This window comes from Streptococcus porcinus (assembly GCF_900475415.1).
GTDB lineage: Bacteria > Bacillota > Bacilli > Lactobacillales > Streptococcaceae > Streptococcus > Streptococcus porcinus.
The window spans coordinates 1,271,855-1,288,133 of the sequence record NZ_LS483388.1 but is presented as its reverse complement, the minus strand read 5'-3'; the positions used below and the strand labels follow the sequence as shown (position 1 = coordinate 1,288,133).

The following is a 16,279-nucleotide window of genomic DNA, read 5'->3' as shown; positions in this document are numbered from 1 at the left end:
CCTTATTTTGCTGCGTTTGCGTCTTTGAGACCGTATTTTTTGTTGAAACGATCGACACGTCCGTCTGCTTGTGTAAATTTTTGACGTCCTGTATAGAATGGGTGAGAATCTGATGAAATTTCTACACGAATAAGTGGATAAGTTTCACCTTCAAACTCAACAGTTTCGTTGCTTGATTTAGTAGATCCACTAAGGAACTGGTAACCTGTAGTTGTATCTAAAAATACAACTGGACGATAATCTGGATGGATGTCTTTTCTCATCTTTAAAATAATTTCCTTTCTGCCATGGTGCCTTTGCCCATAGTTATTAACTAGTCTAGTTTATCAAACTTATCTTATTTTGACAAGCCTTTTACTTAAAATTAAAAAATTATCTAATCAAAGAGTGCTTGCATTTCTCGATAAATCTGCTCGTTTTCTGCTAGGCTATAGGAATTAGCACCACTGGCTAAGGGGTGCCCGCCTCCTTCATGGGCTTTAGCGATTTGATTAATTGTTTTTTCTTTACTGCGCATCCGTACTCTGAAGCTACCATCTTCATGTTGAACAAAGATAGCCCAAACGCTAACCATATCAATTTTCCCTGGTGCAGAGACGATAGCTGAGCTTTCAGCTTCTGAAATATCGAAGGATTTTAACGTTTCTTGACTCAGAACTACCCGCGCAACACCATTTTTATCAACTTCTAAGTGATCGAAGACATAGCCTTGTAATTTAGCAATTTTGAAGGGAAAAGAATCGATTTGGCGTGAAATCGTTGCAAAATCAAATTGGTATTCTCTAAGTTTAGAAGCTATGTGAAAAGTTTTAGCAGTAGTTGCTGGGTAGAGAAAACGTCCTGTATCGCCTACAATTCCTGTATAAAGTAAGGATGCAGCCTTGGCAGATAATGTTAAATTGAGACTAAAAGCAAGATCAGCAATAATTTCACTGGCACTTGAGGCTGTAGTATCAACTAGAGAAATATCGCCATAGACATCATCATTTGGGTGGTGATCAATTTTGATTAATTTTTTTCCATTGCAATATCTAGGATTATCAATTCTAGGGCGATTTGCCGTATCAGTCACAATTACAAGTGCATCACGATAATCGTCGTCAGTGACAGGATCCATTTGGGCAATCCAAACGAGACTTGGTTCATCAAAACCCGTAGCTAAAACTCTCTTGTCAGGAAAATTAGCTAAAATTAGTTCTTTTAAGCCAACTTGGCTGCCGATAGCATCTGGGTCGGGATTCTGGTGGCGGTGAATAATAATTGTCTCACTTTTTATAATTTCATCCAAAATTTGTTGGTAAATGGTCATGATATCCTCTAATCTATTTTAATCATATCAATATGGGGAATATTATCTTCAAGGTAAACCTCTGATGTACTGAAAAATCCAAAAGAATTATAGAAGTTTTCTAAATAAGCTTGCGCTTGTGCATAGACTGGTTTTTCGGGATATTTCTTGGCGCAATAGCCTAAAGCGTGATGAACTAAATCACGTCCGAGACCTAACTGACGATAATTCTTTCCTACTAAGACGCGTCCTAGCTTGATTTCACTTGCAGTAGGGATTAGGCGACAGTAAGCCATTACTTGTCCAAACTCATCTATTTTAAAAAGATGTATTGCAGTCTTGTCCAGTTCATCAATCTCTGGATAGGCACAGTTCTGCTCAACAACAAAGACCTCCACGCGTACTTTTAGTATTGCAAAGAGTTGCTCTCGACTAAGCTCTTTAAAACTTTTTACCATCCACATAGGTTTTTCTCTCCTCACCCTACTTAATGGTCATATTATAACATATTTGCAATAAGTCATTCACTTAGAAAAGCTTTTGCATAAATGACATTAACTATCAAATAGTGTTAATGATTAAAGGAGTCGGTATTAGAAAGAAGTGCTTTATTGATGTTAGTCATATATCCCTCTCCTCACGCTCTTTTCTAGTATTTATTAACTTATTATCTTTTCAGATTTGGTCCGCAAGTTTTATAAAAATTTATCTGAGAAAAAGTGATGGAATTTTCCATCACTCTTTAGTTAATATCCGTTAGCTGACAAGCCAAAGCCCGTTTAACAGCAGGCCTTTTCGATATCCGTCTTGCCCACGCTTGAAGGTTTTGATATTCTGTTACATCAAGAAACGTACCAGCATCTTTATAGAGATCATCAAGGGCGAGTTGTCCATACCAAGACCAAATGGCAATATCGGCAATGCTATACTCATTACCTACAATATAATCTTTGCTAGCTAGTTCTCTATCCAAAAGATCTAACTGACGCTTTGTCTCCATAGTGTAACGGTTAATGGGATATTGTAGTTTCTCTGGAGCATAATGGAAGAAGTGGCCAAATCCACCGCCAACAAAAGGGGCGGCTCCAGTTTGCCAAAAGAGCCAATTAAGTGTTTCGGTCCGTGTACTCCAGTCGGAGCTGATTAAAGACTGAAACTTGTCAGCTAGGTAAAGCAAGATATTCGCTGATTCAAAAATACGAATTGATTTCTCTGTACTCTGATCAACTAAGGCAGGAATTTTTGAGTTAGGATTGATGGCAACAAAATCACTACCAAATTGTTGACCTTGGTCAATCTTAATTTTGAAGGCGTCATATTGACTTTCTTCAATGCCTAATTCCTTTAGTTCTTCGAGCATGATTAAGGGTTTGATGCCATTTGGAGTTCCTAAGGTATATAGTTGAAAAGGAGCATTGCCTTTTGGTATAACTTGCTTGAAACGGCTTCCGGCTGTTGGCTGATTGTTGTCAGTTTCTTTAGCAGTGTTTTCCCAAACAGTTGGGAGTTGATATTCAGACATAGGTTTATCCTCCTAATTTTTCTTAAAATCATCATATCAAAAAGAAGTAGCTAAAACAAAAGATAAAATTACCAAAGCAAGATGAAGTTTATACTTGATGTAAGAAGTGTCCTTTTTTGGAAATGTCATAGATGAATTCTATCGGTAGTAGTAGAGTGTAAGAAAGAGCTTATTATAAAGGTCAGGCCCAAGTCTTTTTGACTAATTTTTAATCAAGGTCTTAGGAAATAGAAGCTATCTTAAAATGCAGATGCTTTTCTCAAAAAAGTGTGGTAAAATAAGAGCAGTTTAGTTTTTGGAGGAAATTATGGCATTAGCAAAGATCGTTTATGCCAGCATGACAGGAAATACTGAAGAAATTGCTGATATCGTTGCAAGTAAATTGCAAGAACTTGGACATGACGTAGAGATTGACGAATGTACCTCAGTAGATGCTTCAGATTTTGAAGATGCTGATATAGCAATTGTTGCAACTTATACTTATGGCGATGGTGATTTACCTGATGAGATTGTAGACTTCTATGAGGATTTACAAGATTTAGACTTATCTGGGAAAATCTATGGTGTTGTTGGTTCTGGTGATACCTTCTATGATTATTTCTGTAAATCAGTAGATGAATTTGAAGAACAATTTGCTCTAACCGGTGCAAGAAAAGGAGCTGATTCTGTTAAAGTTGATTTAGCAGCTGAAGAAGAAGATATTGAGAAGCTGGAATTTTTTGCTGAAAAAATGTCAGAAGCCGTAGAAGCTATCTAATAACAGATAAGGTTTGTAAAGCAAAATACTAGGAATTCCTAGTATTTTTATTGTTTTGTTAGCTAATTTTTCTTATAATCTAGAAAAATAAAAAAAGAAAGTAGGAAATCTATGGATCTAGAGCAACTTCGTCGAGAGATTGATCATATTGATGCTCAACTAGTTATTTTATTAGAAAAGCGAATGGACTTGATTAATCAGATTGCAGCTTATAAAAAACGTGAACAGATTGAAGTTTTAAACCAGCAACGCGAGACAGCTATTCTGGAAATGGTTTCTAAAAATATCCAAAATGCTGATTATGAGAAAACGATTTTAGCTACCTTTGAGTCCGTTATGACCTATTCTCGCCTTTATCAATGCCAGAGGTTAATTCATGACAAAGACTAGCATAGACACCAGAGCAAAAAAACAAGGACTCATATTTTTAAGTCTATTTGCCATAATTATCGGTTTTCTTGTGGGTTTTTTAGACTTTGTTTTTGGAAAAGGCCTACTTATATTATCAGCTTTTAGGGATACTCATTTTTTATACTTAATTCCTTTTTTAGCAATCAGTGGTTTACTTATCATTTTTCTTTATGACCGTTTTGGAGGAAAAGCTAAAGCTGGTATGTCTTTGCTTTTTGAGGTTGGGCAGGGGAAAGAAGAGGCGATTCCTCCCGTATTAATCCCTCTAATTATTTTGTCAACTTGGATGACACATCTGTTTGGAGGAAGCGCGGGAAGAGAAGGTGTAGCTGTTCAAATAGGTGCCAGCTTAGCACACTATTTTACAAAATTTAGTCAGTTTGAAAATGCTTCTCGTCTGTATTTGGTGATTGGTATGTCGGCTGGTTTTGCTGGCTTATTTCAAACTCCCATTGCAGCAGTTTTGTTTTCTTTAGAGTTGTTGTTATTAGATCATGTTTTCTTTAGAGCACTTATCCCAACAACAATTGCAGCATTTACAGCTTCTATGACAACTCACTTCTTAGGTCTAGAGAAATTTTCAGTAGCTTTAAAGTATCCCCTAGAGCTAAGTCTAGACCTCTTTTTTAAGATATTAATATTGGGTTTATTATTTGGAATTGTGGGAAATGCTTTTGCTATCAGTTTATCACGTTTGAAAAGCTATTTCTCACACATTTTAGAGAACCCCTATCAGCGAATTATGATTATTGGATTCCTTTTATCCCTGCTTTTAATCCTTTTACATCTAGGACGCTATAGTGGCTTAGGAACAAATTTAATAGCTGCTGCTTTTAATGAAAAGCAAGTTTTGACTTATGATTGGTTTTTTAAATTTGTACTTACAGTAATAACGATTGCAGCTGGTTTTCAAGGAGGAGAGGTTACTCCCTTATTTGCTATTGGAGCCTCCCTTGGCGCAGTTTTAGCACCACTTTTTGGTTTACCAATTGAATTGGTTGCTGCCCTTGGTTATATTTGTGTTTTTTCAAGTGCGACAAATACTTTTTTTGCACCACTTTTTATCGGCTTTGAAGTTTTTGGTTCGAAAAATTTTGTTTTTTTCTTTCTAGCCCTTGTTTTTGCCTACAGTCTCAATCGTAAATATAGCATTTATAGTAAGCAGGAAAGACTAATTTTGTAAAGAAAATATCTTTACAAGTCTGGTAAAATGTGTTAAAATACACTTTGTGTGTGATGGACACATAGAAATTACGGCTAATCCGCTTAGACTGTCATCAGGTTGCTCTAAAGATTAGTAAGATAGGAGAATAGAAAATGAATCCATTAATCCAAAGTTTGACTGAAGGTCAACTTCGTACTGATATCCCTGAGTTCCGCGCTGGTGACACCGTACGTGTTCACGCAAAAGTTGTCGAAGGTACTCGCGAACGTATCCAGATCTTTGAAGGTGTTGTTATTTCACGTAAAGGACAAGGCATTTCTGAGATGTACACTGTTCGTAAAATTTCAAGTGGTATCGGTGTTGAGCGTACTTTCCCAATCCACACTCCACGTGTAGATAAAATTGAAGTTATCCGTTACGGTAAAGTTCGTCGCGCTAAACTTTACTACTTACGTGCATTACAAGGTAAAGCAGCACGTATTAAAGAAATCCGTCGTTAATTTAGCTACCAAAGGTATCTATAAGTCGACAGAAATTGAAAAACCAGCTTGTGATAAAACACAGGCTGGTTTTTAGTGTTAAAAAATGTAAATACCTAGATGCTCACTAATATTATTAAGGACAGTCAGTTATAGGGTAACAGTGAAAGCTATTTGCTAAGGTTAAGAATTATGAATAATGTTGAGTCTTTGACAGTCGAAAACGTTCAGTCTGTGATAAAATATTAAAGAAAAACGAAATGTAGAAGGAGAAAGATGTCAGCTAGAAAACTTGAAGCACCAATTGTTATGTCGGATTTACGGAAAGAGATGATAAAAATGCCAGAGGTTATTCAGGAATGTTCTGGAATTTTTATTTATGGTCGTCGGATACGTTCAGTCTTATTTAGTACAGATGTTTCTATTATTGCTAATAGCGATGCTGATGCAGTCTTGGCGGTCTACCCTTTTACCCCGCACCCAGCTATTTTAAAAAGTATTATGATTGCTTCATCGGTACCAGTTTTAGCTGGCGTTGGTGGTGGTTTAACAACAGGATTTCGTTCAGCAAATATGAGCCTTTTTTCAGAGTCAGAAGGGGCATATGCTGTAGTTGTTAACGGGCCTACAAAGGTTGAAACCATTCGTGATATTGAAGACTTCATTGACATTCCCATTATTTATACAGTGGTATCAGAACATTCTGATATTAGGGGACGGATTGCAGCAGGGGTGGATATTTTAAATATTTCTTGCGGACCAGATACTCCTCAGGTTGTTCGTAAAATTAGACAATCATTTCCTGACATACCGATTATGGCCACTGGTGGCCCTACAGATGAGACCGTCAAAGCTGTTATTGATGCTGGAGCGAATGCGGTTACCATCACTCCACCAACCAATGGTGATCTTTTTAAAAAGAAAATGATGAAATATCGAGAAAGTCATCAGGACTAAAGATTTAAACTTGCAATTCCTGATTTTCTAGGCTACAATAGATGGAGGTATAATGCCTTAGGCTCCTTAGTTCAATGGATATAACAACTCCCTCCTAAGGAGTAGTTGCAGGTTCGATTCCTGCAGGGGCCATCTGTGAAAATTGTTAATAGTGACCAAATATTTGGTCCTTTTTTCATTTTTTCGTATTAAGGAAATCTTCTCTTCGTACCTGTAATCTAAAGTGGTTCGATAATATAGAAAGTAGGATAGAATGGCATATCATAAGAGAAGCCTTGATCATAAAATTGACTATGGCATTATCACTCCCGTTTTTTGTTTACTATTGATTGGTCTTCTGGCTGTGTATGTGGCAACTTATCATGATTATCCTAAAAATTTGACTAAAGTTATGGTTCAGCAGTTCTTATGGATAGGTTTTGGATCCTTATTTGCTTTTGTTCTCATGTTTTTTAGTACTAAGGTTTTATGGAAGCTGACGCCTTTTCTTTATACCTTAGGACTTGTTTTGATGATTTTACCTCTATTTTTTTATAGTCCACAGCTAGTCGCTGCTACTGGTGCTAGGAATTGGATTACTATTGGCTCTGTAACTCTTTTTCAACCGTCAGAATTTATGAAAATTTCTTATATTCTGGTTTTAGCTCGCCTAACTGTATGGTTTAAGGGGAAAGAGGAAAGATCAACTTTTAAGGATGATTGGAAACTCCTAGGATTGTATCTTTTATTAACCCTACCCGTGATGGTTCTATTGGGTTTACAAAAAGACTTAGGAACAGCCATGGTTTTTCTGGCTATCTTGATTGGAGTCGTGTTAATCTCTGGTATTTCTTGGTGGCTTATTTTACCGATCGCTTTTGGCGTTTTATTATCTATTGCAACTTTTTTTCTAGTTTTTATTCTCCCCCAAGGCAAGGATTTTTTCTTTAAGATGGGAATGGATGCTTATCAAATCAATCGGATTTCAGCTTTCTTAACACCATTTGAGTATTCTGAAACTATTGCTTACCAGCAAACACAAAGCATGATTTCCATAGGTAGTGGAGGACTTTTTGGGAAGGGGTTTAATCACTTAGATTTACCAGTTCCTGTAAGAGAAAGTGATATGATTTTCACTGTAATTGCTGAAAATTTTGGCTTTATTGGATCTGCAATTTTGTTAATGCTCTACCTTCTTTTAATATATAGAATGTTGAAAGTCACATTCGAGTCTAACAATCTTTTCTACACTTATATTTCAACTGGCTTTATCATGATGATTCTCTTTCATATTTTTGAAAATATAGGCGCTGCTATCGGAATTTTACCACTGACGGGGATTCCTTTGCCCTTTATTTCACAAGGTGGCTCTGCTTTGATTTCCAATCTCATTGGTGTTGGCTTGATTCTGTCCATGAATTATCAACATGTGTTGGCGGGTGAAATTGAAAGTGAACAACAATTAAGAAGAAGTTATCGTTACGACTACTAAAAATAGTGATTGTCTGTATTACTTTTCTGTAATAACTAGACAATCCTTTTATTTTACTTTCATACTATAAAATAGGGGTAAAATATGTTATAATTAGGGTTATGAATTACGAAGATTACATTTGGGACTTAGGTGGAACTCTTTTAGATAATTATGAGACTTCTACCCGAGCATTCGTGGAAACTTTGGCTACTTATCATCTTTCTGGGAGTCATGATGCTGTCTATGCCAAATTAAAAGAGTCGACAGAAGTTGCAGTTAACTACTTTGCACCTTTTGAGAGTCAGTTTCTTAATGATTATAAATTAAATGAAGCAAAGGCTTTGTCCAATCCTATTTGGCGTTCTGGAGCTAAAGAAATACTCAAAAAGATAGTAGAAGATGGGAAGCGTAATTTTTTAGTCTCTCATCGTGATAATCAAGTGTTACTTCTCTTAAAAAAGGCTCATTTAATGCAGTATTTTACTGAGATTGTGACCGCAAACGATGGTTTTGCACGAAAGCCTAATCCCGAAAGTATTCTGTACTTAAAAGAAAAATACCATATTCACAATGCTTTGGTCATTGGAGATCGTCCCATTGATTGCCAAGCAGGACAATCCGCAAATTTTGATACTTTGCTTGTTGATGAAAATAAGTCATTATTGGAGATAGTAAATTAAATGATTGAAGAAAACAAACCGTTAGAAGACAATGTACAAGAATATGACGCCAGCCAAATTCAAGTTTTAGAAGGTTTAGAAGCTGTTCGCATGCGTCCAGGAATGTATATTGGATCAACTTCATCTGAGGGCTTACACCACTTGGTTTGGGAGATTGTCGATAATTCTATTGATGAGGCCTTAGCTGGTTTTGCTAGTCATATCGAGGTTTTTATTGAAGAAGATAATTCCATCACTGTTGTTGACGATGGTCGTGGGATTCCCGTAGACATTCAAGCTAAAACAGGAAGACCAGCAGTCGAGACAGTGTTTACTGTTTTACACGCCGGTGGTAAATTTGGTGGCGGGGGCTATAAAGTCTCTGGTGGTTTGCATGGAGTTGGATCATCCGTTGTCAATGCTTTATCAACTCAGTTAGATGTTAGAGTCTATAAAAATGGTCAAATTCATTATCAAGAATTTAGACGCGGTGTTGTTGTTGATGACTTAAAAATTATTGGAGAAACCGAATTAACAGGGACTACGGTCCATTTTACACCGGATCCAGAAATTTTTACAGAAACAGTTATTTTTAACTTTGATAAACTTGCTAAGAGAATACAAGAACTTGCTTTTTTGAATCGGGGTTTAAGAATATCAATTTCAGATAAGCGCCCAGGAATGCAACAAGAAAAGGATTTCCACTACGAAGGTGGTATTGGTTCTTATGTTGAATACCTCAATGAAAAAAAAGATGTTATTATTGAAACTCCCATTTACACAGATGGAGAGATGGATGGTATTGCTGTAGAAGTTGCAATGCAGTATACTACTGGTTATCATGAAAATGTCATGAGTTTTGCTAATAACATTCATACCCATGAAGGCGGAACGCATGAGCAAGGTTTCCGAACTGCTTTAACTAGAGTAATCAATGACTATGCTAAGAAGAATAAGATTCTAAAAGAAAATGATGATAATCTGACTGGTGAAGATGTTCGCGAGGGTTTAACTGCGGTAATCTCTGTCAAACATCCAAATCCACAGTTTGAAGGCCAAACAAAAACAAAATTGGGGAATTCTGAGGTTGTCAAAATTACGAACCGTTTGTTTAGTGAAGCTTTTCATCGTTTTTTATTAGAAAATCCTCAAATTGCTAGAAGAATTGTTGAAAAAGGTATTCTAGCCTCTAAGGCAAGGATAGCAGCAAAACGTGCACGTGAAGTTACGCGTAAAAAATCAGGTCTAGAAATTTCAAATTTACCAGGAAAACTTGCGGACTGTTCCTCTAACGATGCTAGCCAAAATGAACTTTTCATCGTCGAAGGAGACTCTGCGGGTGGTTCTGCTAAATCTGGACGAAATCGGGAATTTCAAGCAATTTTACCTATTCGTGGTAAGATATTAAACGTTGAAAAAGCGACGATGGATAAGATCTTAGCTAATGAAGAAATTAGAAGCTTGTTTACGGCTATGGGAACGGGTTTTGGCGCTGATTTTGATGTAAGTAAAGCAAGATATCAAAAACTAGTTATCATGACAGATGCTGATGTTGATGGAGCTCATATTAGAACGTTACTCTTAACATTAATTTATCGCTTTATGCGACCAGTTCTTGAGGCAGGTTATGTTTACATCGCTCAGCCACCAATTTATGGTGTTAAAGTCGGCAATGAAATAAAAGAATATATTCAGCCGGGTGTCAACCAAGAAACACAATTACAAGATGCTTTAGAAAAATATAGTAGTGGCCGATCAAAACCCTCAGTTCAACGTTATAAAGGTCTAGGAGAAATGGATGATCACCAATTATGGGAAACAACTATGGATCCTGAAAATCGTTTAATGGCAAAAGTAACAGTTGATGATGCTGCTGAAGCAGATAGAGTTTTTGACATGTTAATGGGTGACCGTGTTGAGCCAAGACGTGAATTTATTGAAGAAAATGCGGTCTATAGTACGCTTGATATTTAGTGAAATATCCTTTGAAAAGCACTTTAAAGTATGTTATAATCGAAACGTTATAATGTATTTTTGATAAATTTTAATAAAGTAGCGAACTATCACTAAATCTAGAATTGAATTTAATAAAAAGTGATTACACCGCATAAAATAAGGAGATTAAGATGTCAAGCGGAATTATTTTGCTCATTGTAGCTATAGTCCTACTTGTGATTATTGCCTATTTAATAGGAGTCATTATTAGAAAACGTAATGAGTCATTGATTAGTAGTCTAGAAGATAGAAAAGTAGAACTATTTGGCTTACCTGTAAATGATGAAATTGAGGAAGTCAAATCCTTACATTTGATTGGTCAAAGTCAAACATCTTTTAGAGAATGGAACCAAAAATGGGTTGATTTAACCCTCAATTCTTTTGCTGATATTGAAAATCATTTGTTTGAGGCCGAGAAATTGAATGACACTTTCAATTTTATTCGCGCCAAACATGAGATTAACAATGTCGAAAGTCAGTTGAACTTGGTGGAAGAAGATATTCAGTCTATCCGCGAAGCTTTAGATATCCTAAAAGAACAAGAAGAAAAAAATAGCGCTCGTGTGACGCATGCTTTAGATTTATATGAAAACCTTCAAAAATGGATCTTAGAGAATGATGATAATTTTGGTTCAACTAAACCTGAAATTGACAAACAGATGAAAAATATTGAGACTGAATTTTCACAGTTTGTCACTTTAAATTCTTCTGGAGACCCAGTTGAGGCTTCTGAAGTGCTTGATCGAGCTGAAGAGCATACGATTGCGCTTGGTCAGATTACAGAACAAATTCCAGCAATTGTTGAAAAACTTGAAACACATTTTCCAGACCAATTAGATGATCTTGAGTCAGGTTACCGTCGTCTATTAGAAGAAAACTATCATTTTGCTGAGACTAATATTGAGGCACGTTTTCAGGAAATTAGAGAAGCTATTCGGACAAATTCTTCTGATTTAGCCAATCTTGATTTAGACAGTGCTAGGGAAAATAATGATCATATACAAGAACGTATCGATTCATTGTATGATTTGTTTGAACGTGAAATAAAGGCTCATAAACAGGTCGTAAGAGACAGTAAGATTATTCCTTCCTACTTAGCACATGCTAAAGAAAATAATCGAAAGCTTGCTGATGAAATGGCACGTTTATCACGTAAGTATATCATTACTGAAAACCAAACTTTAAATGTAAAAGCTTTTGAAAAGGATATCAAAGATGTTGAAGAAAATGCTCTTGAACTAGCAAAAGATATCTCGAATCAAGAAGTTCCTTACTCGGAATTGCAAGTTCTTTTTGATAAATACTTGAAAAAACTTGGAGCTGTGGAAGCGGGTCAAATTGAAGTCTTTGATTCTATTAAGGATATTGAAGCCATTGAAGTAAAGGCTCGCAAAGACGCTGATAAGTTTGTGGCTCAACTTCATATGATCAAGCGTTTTATCGAAAAACGTAATTTACCTGGGATTCCTCAAGATTATCTCAATGTTTTCTTTACAACATCAACGCAACTCGAAGCTTTAATGGACGAACTAAGTAAAGGTAAGATCGATATCGAGGCTATCGTGCGTTTATCTGATATTTCAAGTGCTTCAATCGCAAACTTAGAAGATTATACTTACCAAGTTGTCGGAAATGCTACCTTAACAGAACAATTATTACAGTATTCTAATCGTTATCGTAGTTTTGAAGCTGGGGTGCAATCTTCCTTTGAAGTAGCTATGCATTTATTTGAGGTTGAACATGATTATCAAGCTTCATTTGATGAAATTTCTTATGCATTAGAAACAGTTGAACCCGGTGTTACCGACAGATTTGTGAATTCTTATGAACGAACAAAAGAACGGATTCGATTTTAAAGTTTGAGCACCTTGCTCGAACTTTTTTATATTGCCTTTGATTATAATTTTCTGTAAAATAAGAACAGTATTTGAAAGCTTATTGTATACAATGAGGGAGAAATGATGAAAGATGTAAAAGGTCTTCTACTTATGGACGTTGATTCGACCCTAATTAAAGAAGAAGTGATTGATTTACTAGGGCAAGAAGCTGGCATAGGTTTGGAGATTGCAGAAATTACTGACCAAGCAATGAATGGCCTACTAGATTTTGAAGAAGCATTACGAGAGCGTGTTAAACTGTTAAAAGGCTTACCTATCTCAGTTTTTAAACAGGTCTATCAGCAAATTCATTTACAAAAAGGGGCTAAAGAGTTAATTGAAGTTATGCATGCTAAAGGTTTTAAAGTGGGGGTGGTCTCTGGAGGATTTCATGAAATCATTGATCCCTTAGCCCATGAATTGAAACTTGATTATGTCAAGGCTAATAAACTAGAGGTTAGTGGTGGTTATTTGACGGGACAAGTCGCTGGGCAAGTCGTTAATAAAAATGTTAAATACCAGTGTTTATTAGATTGGGCTAGTGAAAATCAACTACAATTAGCTGATACTATCGCCATGGGAGATGGGGCCAATGATTTGCCAATGATACAAACAGCTGGAATCGGAGTCGCTTTTTGTGCCAAGAGTATCGTTAAAGCGCAAGCACCATATCAAATAAATAAAGCAGATTTAATGGAACTGCTTCCCTTAATTGAAAAGCGAGAATTGTCAAATGAATAGAATTAACCTTATATGCCTAGGTGTGAGAAACATGGAAGATTCGGTAAAATTTTATCGAGATGGTTTGGGTTTTGAAACAAAAGAAAGAAGAACCAGCCCAGAAGTTATTTTTTTTAATAACGCAGGTACAAAACTAGAACTGTACCCGATTGAAGAGCTAGCAGCTGATTTTGGAAATGGTTTGCCAACTCTTCTAGAAGAGCATTTTAACGGAATGACACTTGCTTATAATGTTAGAACAAAAGAGGAAGTCTTTCAGGTGATAGCATTGGCGAAAGCAGCTGGCGCTAGAATTTTAAAGGAGCCCCAAAGTGTTTTCTGGGGAGGATTTCATGCTTACTTTGCTGATCCTGATGCCTATGTATGGGAAGTTTGTTGGAATCCGGAAATGGCATTTGATGATCAGGGGATGGTCATTGTTTGAGGGGATTTAGTGTTATCAGATATTGATTATCAGAAGGCAAGTCCCAAGTTGTTCTAGAGAGTTATGATATTAGTTATTGCAACGAGACCTTTGCTCAAGTTAAGGAAGATACGAATAGTGGTAACTTCAATTAAATAATTATAAAAAGAAACCAGTATGCACTATCTATCTCGATTTAAGATAAAAATCTTAGAATGGAGATTAAAGAGTGCATGCTGGTTTCTGCTTGTCGCTAATGATTATTATTTCAGTTTAAAGGTAAAGGCCGAGTAGTAGACTGTTTTGTGTCTTTGGCTATTCTGGCTATTTTCCAAACAAGTGTTGCCAAAAAGATTTTTTTTGTTTGGTGTCCTCTGTATTTTTTTGTTGGGATAGAGACGATGTGATGGAAGTTTCATTTAAATTGACAGCATGGTCGGTGTGTAAAACAATGGCAAATGGTGATTTGGCGCTTATTTCATCTACAATCGTTGTAGGGATATTTCTTTTACTTGCTAATTTCATATAAGCCATTTGATAGTCAGATTCTAACTCTGAGGACAACTTTAATGATAAAGGGGAGTAGTGTTCGACCAGACTTGGTAACAGTCGTTCAAATTCCAGCTTTGCAATATCATTTTCGATACCTTCAAGCGGTATTGTTAAGAGAACTCTTTCAGCAAATGTTCCTAAATAATAACGCTGCTGGTCAGGATCTAGACGATACTCTCCGTGGGCGCTTTTTAATACTTTTTGGTCTAATGAATCCATAATATCCTCCTTAAATGGGAATAAGCTTATTAACATTATACTGATTTTTAGATTAAAAAGCTATTAAAATATGCATTCTGAAACTTTCGATAGTTTTCAGAAACATAAGAAAAAACAAGGCAAAAGTTAGTGATTGTTTTCGTAAGCTCGTTTTTTAAGTTGAATCTGCTTAGTTTTTGTGGTATTATTAACATGTAAAATATTAAAACTCATAAGGAGAGTATTATAATGTCAATTATTACTGATGTTTACGCTCGCGAAGTCCTTGACTCACGCGGTAACCCAACACTTGAAGTAGAAGTTTATACTGAATCAGGTGCATTCGGACGTGGTATGGTTCCTTCAGGAGCTTCAACTGGTGAACACGAAGCAGTTGAACTTCGTGATGGTGATAAATCTCGTTACCTTGGTCTTGGTACACAAAAAGCTGTTGATAACGTTAACAACATTATCGCTGAAGCAATCATCGGTTACGATGTTCGCGATCAACAAGCTATCGACCGTGCGATGATCGCTCTTGACGGTACTCCTAACAAAGGTAAACTTGGTGCTAACGCTATTCTCGGTGTTTCTATTGCTGTAGCTCGTGCGGCAGCTGACTATCTTGAAGTTCCGCTTTACACATACCTTGGCGGATTCAACACTAAAGTTCTTCCAACTCCTATGATGAACATTATCAACGGTGGTTCTCACTCTGATGCTCCAATTGCCTTCCAAGAGTTTATGATTATGCCAGTTGGTGCACCTACTTTCAAAGAAGCTCTTCGTTGGGGTGCTGAAGTTTTCCATGCTCTTAAGAAAATCCTTAAAGAACGTGGACTTGTTACAGCTGTTGGTGATGAAGGTGGCTTCGCTCCTAAATTTGATGGAACTGAAGATGGTGTAGAAACTATTCTTAAAGCTATTGAAGCTGCTGGCTATGAAGCTGGTGAAAATGGAATCATGATTGGTTTCGACTGTGCTTCATCAGAATTCTACGATAAAGAACGTGGTGTTTACGATTACTCTAAATTTGAAGGTGAAGGTGGAGCAGTCCGTACTTCTGCTGAACAAATTGACTACCTTGAAGAATTAGTAAACAAATACCCAATCATCACTATTGAAGATGGTATGGACGAAAATGACTGGGACGGTTGGAAAGCTCTTACTGAACGTCTTGGTGGACGTGTTCAATTGGTTGGTGACGATTTCTTCGTTACAAATACTGACTACTTAGCACGTGGTATCAAAGAAGAAGCGGCTAACTCAATCCTTATTAAAGTTAACCAAATTGGTACATTAACAGAAACTTTTGAAGCTATTGAAATGGCGAAAGAAGCTGGTTATACTGCAGTTGTTTCACACCGTTCAGGTGAAACTGAAGATTCAACAATTGCTGACATTGCAGTTGCAACAAATGCTGGACAAATCAAAACAGGTTCATTGTCACGTACAGACCGTATTGCTAAATATAACCAATTACTTCGTATTGAAGATCAACTTGGTGAAGTTGCTCAATACAAAGGTATTAAATCATTCTATAACTTAAAAAAATAAGTGCTGAAATTACAGTTAGTCATGATAAGAATATGACTGGCTAAGCTTAAAGGTTAGTAGAAAATGAAAAACTTGGGGAAACCCAAGTTTTTTTGTGCTTTTATTAGAGTCTCTCAGGATAAGTAATAGTGGCGAATACTTTTATCTACTTCCTAATATTGGTTAGATAATACTTGCGTTAAGAGTTAGTAGGATAAATTAAGGATGTTGAAAAGTTTGGCAATAGCTTTTGCCGTTAAATAAGCTATGATTATCACTGTATTTT

General features: G+C 36.3%; 17 protein-coding genes and 1 tRNA gene. 13 read left to right on the top strand and 5 right to left on the bottom strand.

The window, feature by feature from the left end:
• Nucleotides 1-2 precede the first annotated feature (2 nt).
• The 4 genes from DQM45_RS06415 to yghU all read right to left on the bottom strand — a co-directional run bounded on the left by DQM45_RS06415 (nucleotide 3) and on the right by yghU (nucleotide 2,810).
• Complete coding sequence (locus DQM45_RS06415; RefSeq protein ID WP_003086121.1) at nucleotides 3-263, bottom strand: type B 50S ribosomal protein L31; 261 nt, start codon at nucleotides 261-263, stop codon at nucleotides 3-5.
• Between the two features lie 113 nt (nucleotides 264-376).
• Complete coding sequence (locus DQM45_RS06410; RefSeq protein ID WP_003083871.1) at nucleotides 377-1,309, bottom strand: DHH family phosphoesterase; 933 nt, start codon at nucleotides 1,307-1,309, stop codon at nucleotides 377-379.
• A gap of 8 nt (nucleotides 1,310-1,317) precedes the next feature.
• Nucleotides 1,318-1,752, bottom strand: coding sequence for a GNAT family N-acetyltransferase (locus DQM45_RS06405; protein ID WP_003082936.1), 435 nt, complete (start codon nucleotides 1,750-1,752; stop codon nucleotides 1,318-1,320).
• A gap of 278 nt (nucleotides 1,753-2,030) precedes the next feature.
• Nucleotides 2,031-2,810, bottom strand: coding sequence for a glutathione-dependent disulfide-bond oxidoreductase (gene yghU / locus DQM45_RS06400; protein ID WP_003084432.1), 780 nt, complete (start codon nucleotides 2,808-2,810; stop codon nucleotides 2,031-2,033).
• A 307-nt stretch (nucleotides 2,811-3,117) separates the two neighbouring features.
• Here yghU and DQM45_RS06395 point away from each other — a divergent pair, with 307 nt between their 5' ends.
• The 12 genes from DQM45_RS06395 (at nucleotide 3,118) to DQM45_RS06340 (ending at nucleotide 13,728) form a co-directional block, all read left to right on the top strand.
• The gene (locus tag DQM45_RS06395; RefSeq protein WP_003085023.1) at nucleotides 3,118-3,567 is read left to right on the top strand and encodes a flavodoxin; all 450 of its coding nucleotides are present in this window, start codon (nucleotides 3,118-3,120) and stop codon (nucleotides 3,565-3,567) included.
• A 111-nt stretch (nucleotides 3,568-3,678) separates the two neighbouring features.
• Complete coding sequence (locus tag DQM45_RS06390) at nucleotides 3,679-3,957, top strand: chorismate mutase (RefSeq protein WP_003083479.1); 279 nt, start codon at nucleotides 3,679-3,681, stop codon at nucleotides 3,955-3,957.
• Complete coding sequence (locus DQM45_RS06385; protein ID WP_003085504.1) at nucleotides 3,944-5,161, top strand: chloride channel protein; 1,218 nt, start codon at nucleotides 3,944-3,946, stop codon at nucleotides 5,159-5,161. The genes DQM45_RS06390 and DQM45_RS06385 overlap by 14 nt, the downstream gene beginning before the upstream one ends.
• Nucleotides 5,162-5,295: 134 nt before the next feature.
• A complete protein-coding gene (gene rplS, locus DQM45_RS06380; protein ID WP_003084324.1) occupies nucleotides 5,296-5,643 on the top strand; it encodes a 50S ribosomal protein L19 in 348 nt (115 codons plus the stop codon).
• Between the two features lie 255 nt (nucleotides 5,644-5,898).
• Nucleotides 5,899-6,579, top strand: a complete 681-nt coding sequence (locus tag DQM45_RS06375; RefSeq protein ID WP_003083853.1) for a hypothetical protein — start codon at nucleotides 5,899-5,901, stop codon at nucleotides 6,577-6,579.
• Between the two features lie 60 nt (nucleotides 6,580-6,639).
• A tRNA-Arg gene (locus DQM45_RS06370) sits at nucleotides 6,640-6,711 on the top strand.
• Between the two features lie 121 nt (nucleotides 6,712-6,832).
• A complete protein-coding gene (locus DQM45_RS06365; protein ID WP_003085945.1) occupies nucleotides 6,833-8,050 on the top strand; it encodes an FtsW/RodA/SpoVE family cell cycle protein in 1,218 nt (405 codons plus the stop codon).
• Between the two features lie 101 nt (nucleotides 8,051-8,151).
• Entirely contained in the window at nucleotides 8,152-8,712 is a 561-nt protein-coding gene (locus DQM45_RS06360) for an HAD-IA family hydrolase (RefSeq protein WP_003082977.1), read from the top strand.
• The gene (gyrB, locus tag DQM45_RS06355) at nucleotides 8,713-10,665 is read left to right on the top strand and encodes a DNA topoisomerase (ATP-hydrolyzing) subunit B (RefSeq protein ID WP_003084428.1); all 1,953 of its coding nucleotides are present in this window, start codon (nucleotides 8,713-8,715) and stop codon (nucleotides 10,663-10,665) included. It abuts the gene before it with no gap.
• Nucleotides 10,666-10,817: 152 nt separating this feature from the next.
• Nucleotides 10,818-12,542, top strand: coding sequence for a septation ring formation regulator EzrA (gene ezrA / locus DQM45_RS06350; RefSeq protein ID WP_003085792.1), 1,725 nt, complete (start codon nucleotides 10,818-10,820; stop codon nucleotides 12,540-12,542).
• Nucleotides 12,543-12,647: 105 nt separating this feature from the next.
• Nucleotides 12,648-13,304 (top strand): phosphoserine phosphatase SerB, encoded by a 657-nt coding sequence (gene serB / locus DQM45_RS06345; RefSeq protein WP_003083686.1) that lies wholly within the window; start codon nucleotides 12,648-12,650, stop codon nucleotides 13,302-13,304.
• Nucleotides 13,297-13,728: a VOC family protein gene (locus tag DQM45_RS06340; RefSeq protein WP_039984579.1), complete on the top strand. Its 432-nt coding sequence runs from the start codon at nucleotides 13,297-13,299 to the stop codon at nucleotides 13,726-13,728. The genes serB and DQM45_RS06340 overlap by 8 nt, the downstream gene beginning before the upstream one ends.
• A gap of 303 nt (nucleotides 13,729-14,031) precedes the next feature.
• On the opposite strand, the gene DQM45_RS06335 is transcribed toward DQM45_RS06340, so the two are convergent.
• Nucleotides 14,032-14,478 (bottom strand): YueI family protein, encoded by a 447-nt coding sequence (locus DQM45_RS06335; protein ID WP_003084829.1) that lies wholly within the window; start codon nucleotides 14,476-14,478, stop codon nucleotides 14,032-14,034.
• A gap of 228 nt (nucleotides 14,479-14,706) precedes the next feature.
• Between DQM45_RS06335 and eno the strand changes: the two genes are divergently transcribed.
• The gene (eno, locus tag DQM45_RS06330; RefSeq protein WP_003082749.1) at nucleotides 14,707-16,014 is read left to right on the top strand and encodes a surface-displayed alpha-enolase; all 1,308 of its coding nucleotides are present in this window, start codon (nucleotides 14,707-14,709) and stop codon (nucleotides 16,012-16,014) included.
• The last annotated feature ends 265 nt before the right edge of the window (nucleotides 16,015-16,279 follow it).

What these genes read in the sequence shown, in the direction of transcription:
- yghU (WP_003084432.1), bottom strand. Translation starts at nt 2,810, where the DNA reads ATGTCTGAATATCAACTCCCAACTGTTTGGGAAAACACTGCTAAAGAA.
- DQM45_RS06360 (WP_003082977.1), top strand. Translation starts at nt 8,152, where the DNA reads ATGAATTACGAAGATTACATTTGGGACTTAGGTGGAACTCTTTTAGAT.
- DQM45_RS06405 (WP_003082936.1), bottom strand. Translation starts at nt 1,752, where the DNA reads ATGTGGATGGTAAAAAGTTTTAAAGAGCTTAGTCGAGAGCAACTCTTT.
- DQM45_RS06395 (WP_003085023.1), top strand. Translation starts at nt 3,118, where the DNA reads ATGGCATTAGCAAAGATCGTTTATGCCAGCATGACAGGAAATACTGAA.
- eno (WP_003082749.1), top strand. Translation starts at nt 14,707, where the DNA reads ATGTCAATTATTACTGATGTTTACGCTCGCGAAGTCCTTGACTCACGC.
- DQM45_RS06415 (WP_003086121.1), bottom strand. Translation starts at nt 263, where the DNA reads ATGAGAAAAGACATCCATCCAGATTATCGTCCAGTTGTATTTTTAGAT.
- DQM45_RS06390 (WP_003083479.1), top strand. Translation starts at nt 3,679, where the DNA reads ATGGATCTAGAGCAACTTCGTCGAGAGATTGATCATATTGATGCTCAA.
- ezrA (WP_003085792.1), top strand. Translation starts at nt 10,818, where the DNA reads ATGTCAAGCGGAATTATTTTGCTCATTGTAGCTATAGTCCTACTTGTG.
- DQM45_RS06410 (WP_003083871.1), bottom strand. Translation starts at nt 1,309, where the DNA reads ATGACCATTTACCAACAAATTTTGGATGAAATTATAAAAAGTGAGACA.
- DQM45_RS06365 (WP_003085945.1), top strand. Translation starts at nt 6,833, where the DNA reads ATGGCATATCATAAGAGAAGCCTTGATCATAAAATTGACTATGGCATT.
- DQM45_RS06335 (WP_003084829.1), bottom strand. Translation starts at nt 14,478, where the DNA reads ATGGATTCATTAGACCAAAAAGTATTAAAAAGCGCCCACGGAGAGTAT.
- rplS (WP_003084324.1), top strand. Translation starts at nt 5,296, where the DNA reads ATGAATCCATTAATCCAAAGTTTGACTGAAGGTCAACTTCGTACTGAT.
- gyrB (WP_003084428.1), top strand. Translation starts at nt 8,713, where the DNA reads ATGATTGAAGAAAACAAACCGTTAGAAGACAATGTACAAGAATATGAC.
- serB (WP_003083686.1), top strand. Translation starts at nt 12,648, where the DNA reads ATGAAAGATGTAAAAGGTCTTCTACTTATGGACGTTGATTCGACCCTA.
- DQM45_RS06340 (WP_039984579.1), top strand. Translation starts at nt 13,297, where the DNA reads ATGAATAGAATTAACCTTATATGCCTAGGTGTGAGAAACATGGAAGAT.
- DQM45_RS06385 (WP_003085504.1), top strand. Translation starts at nt 3,944, where the DNA reads ATGACAAAGACTAGCATAGACACCAGAGCAAAAAAACAAGGACTCATA.
- DQM45_RS06375 (WP_003083853.1), top strand. Translation starts at nt 5,899, where the DNA reads ATGTCAGCTAGAAAACTTGAAGCACCAATTGTTATGTCGGATTTACGG.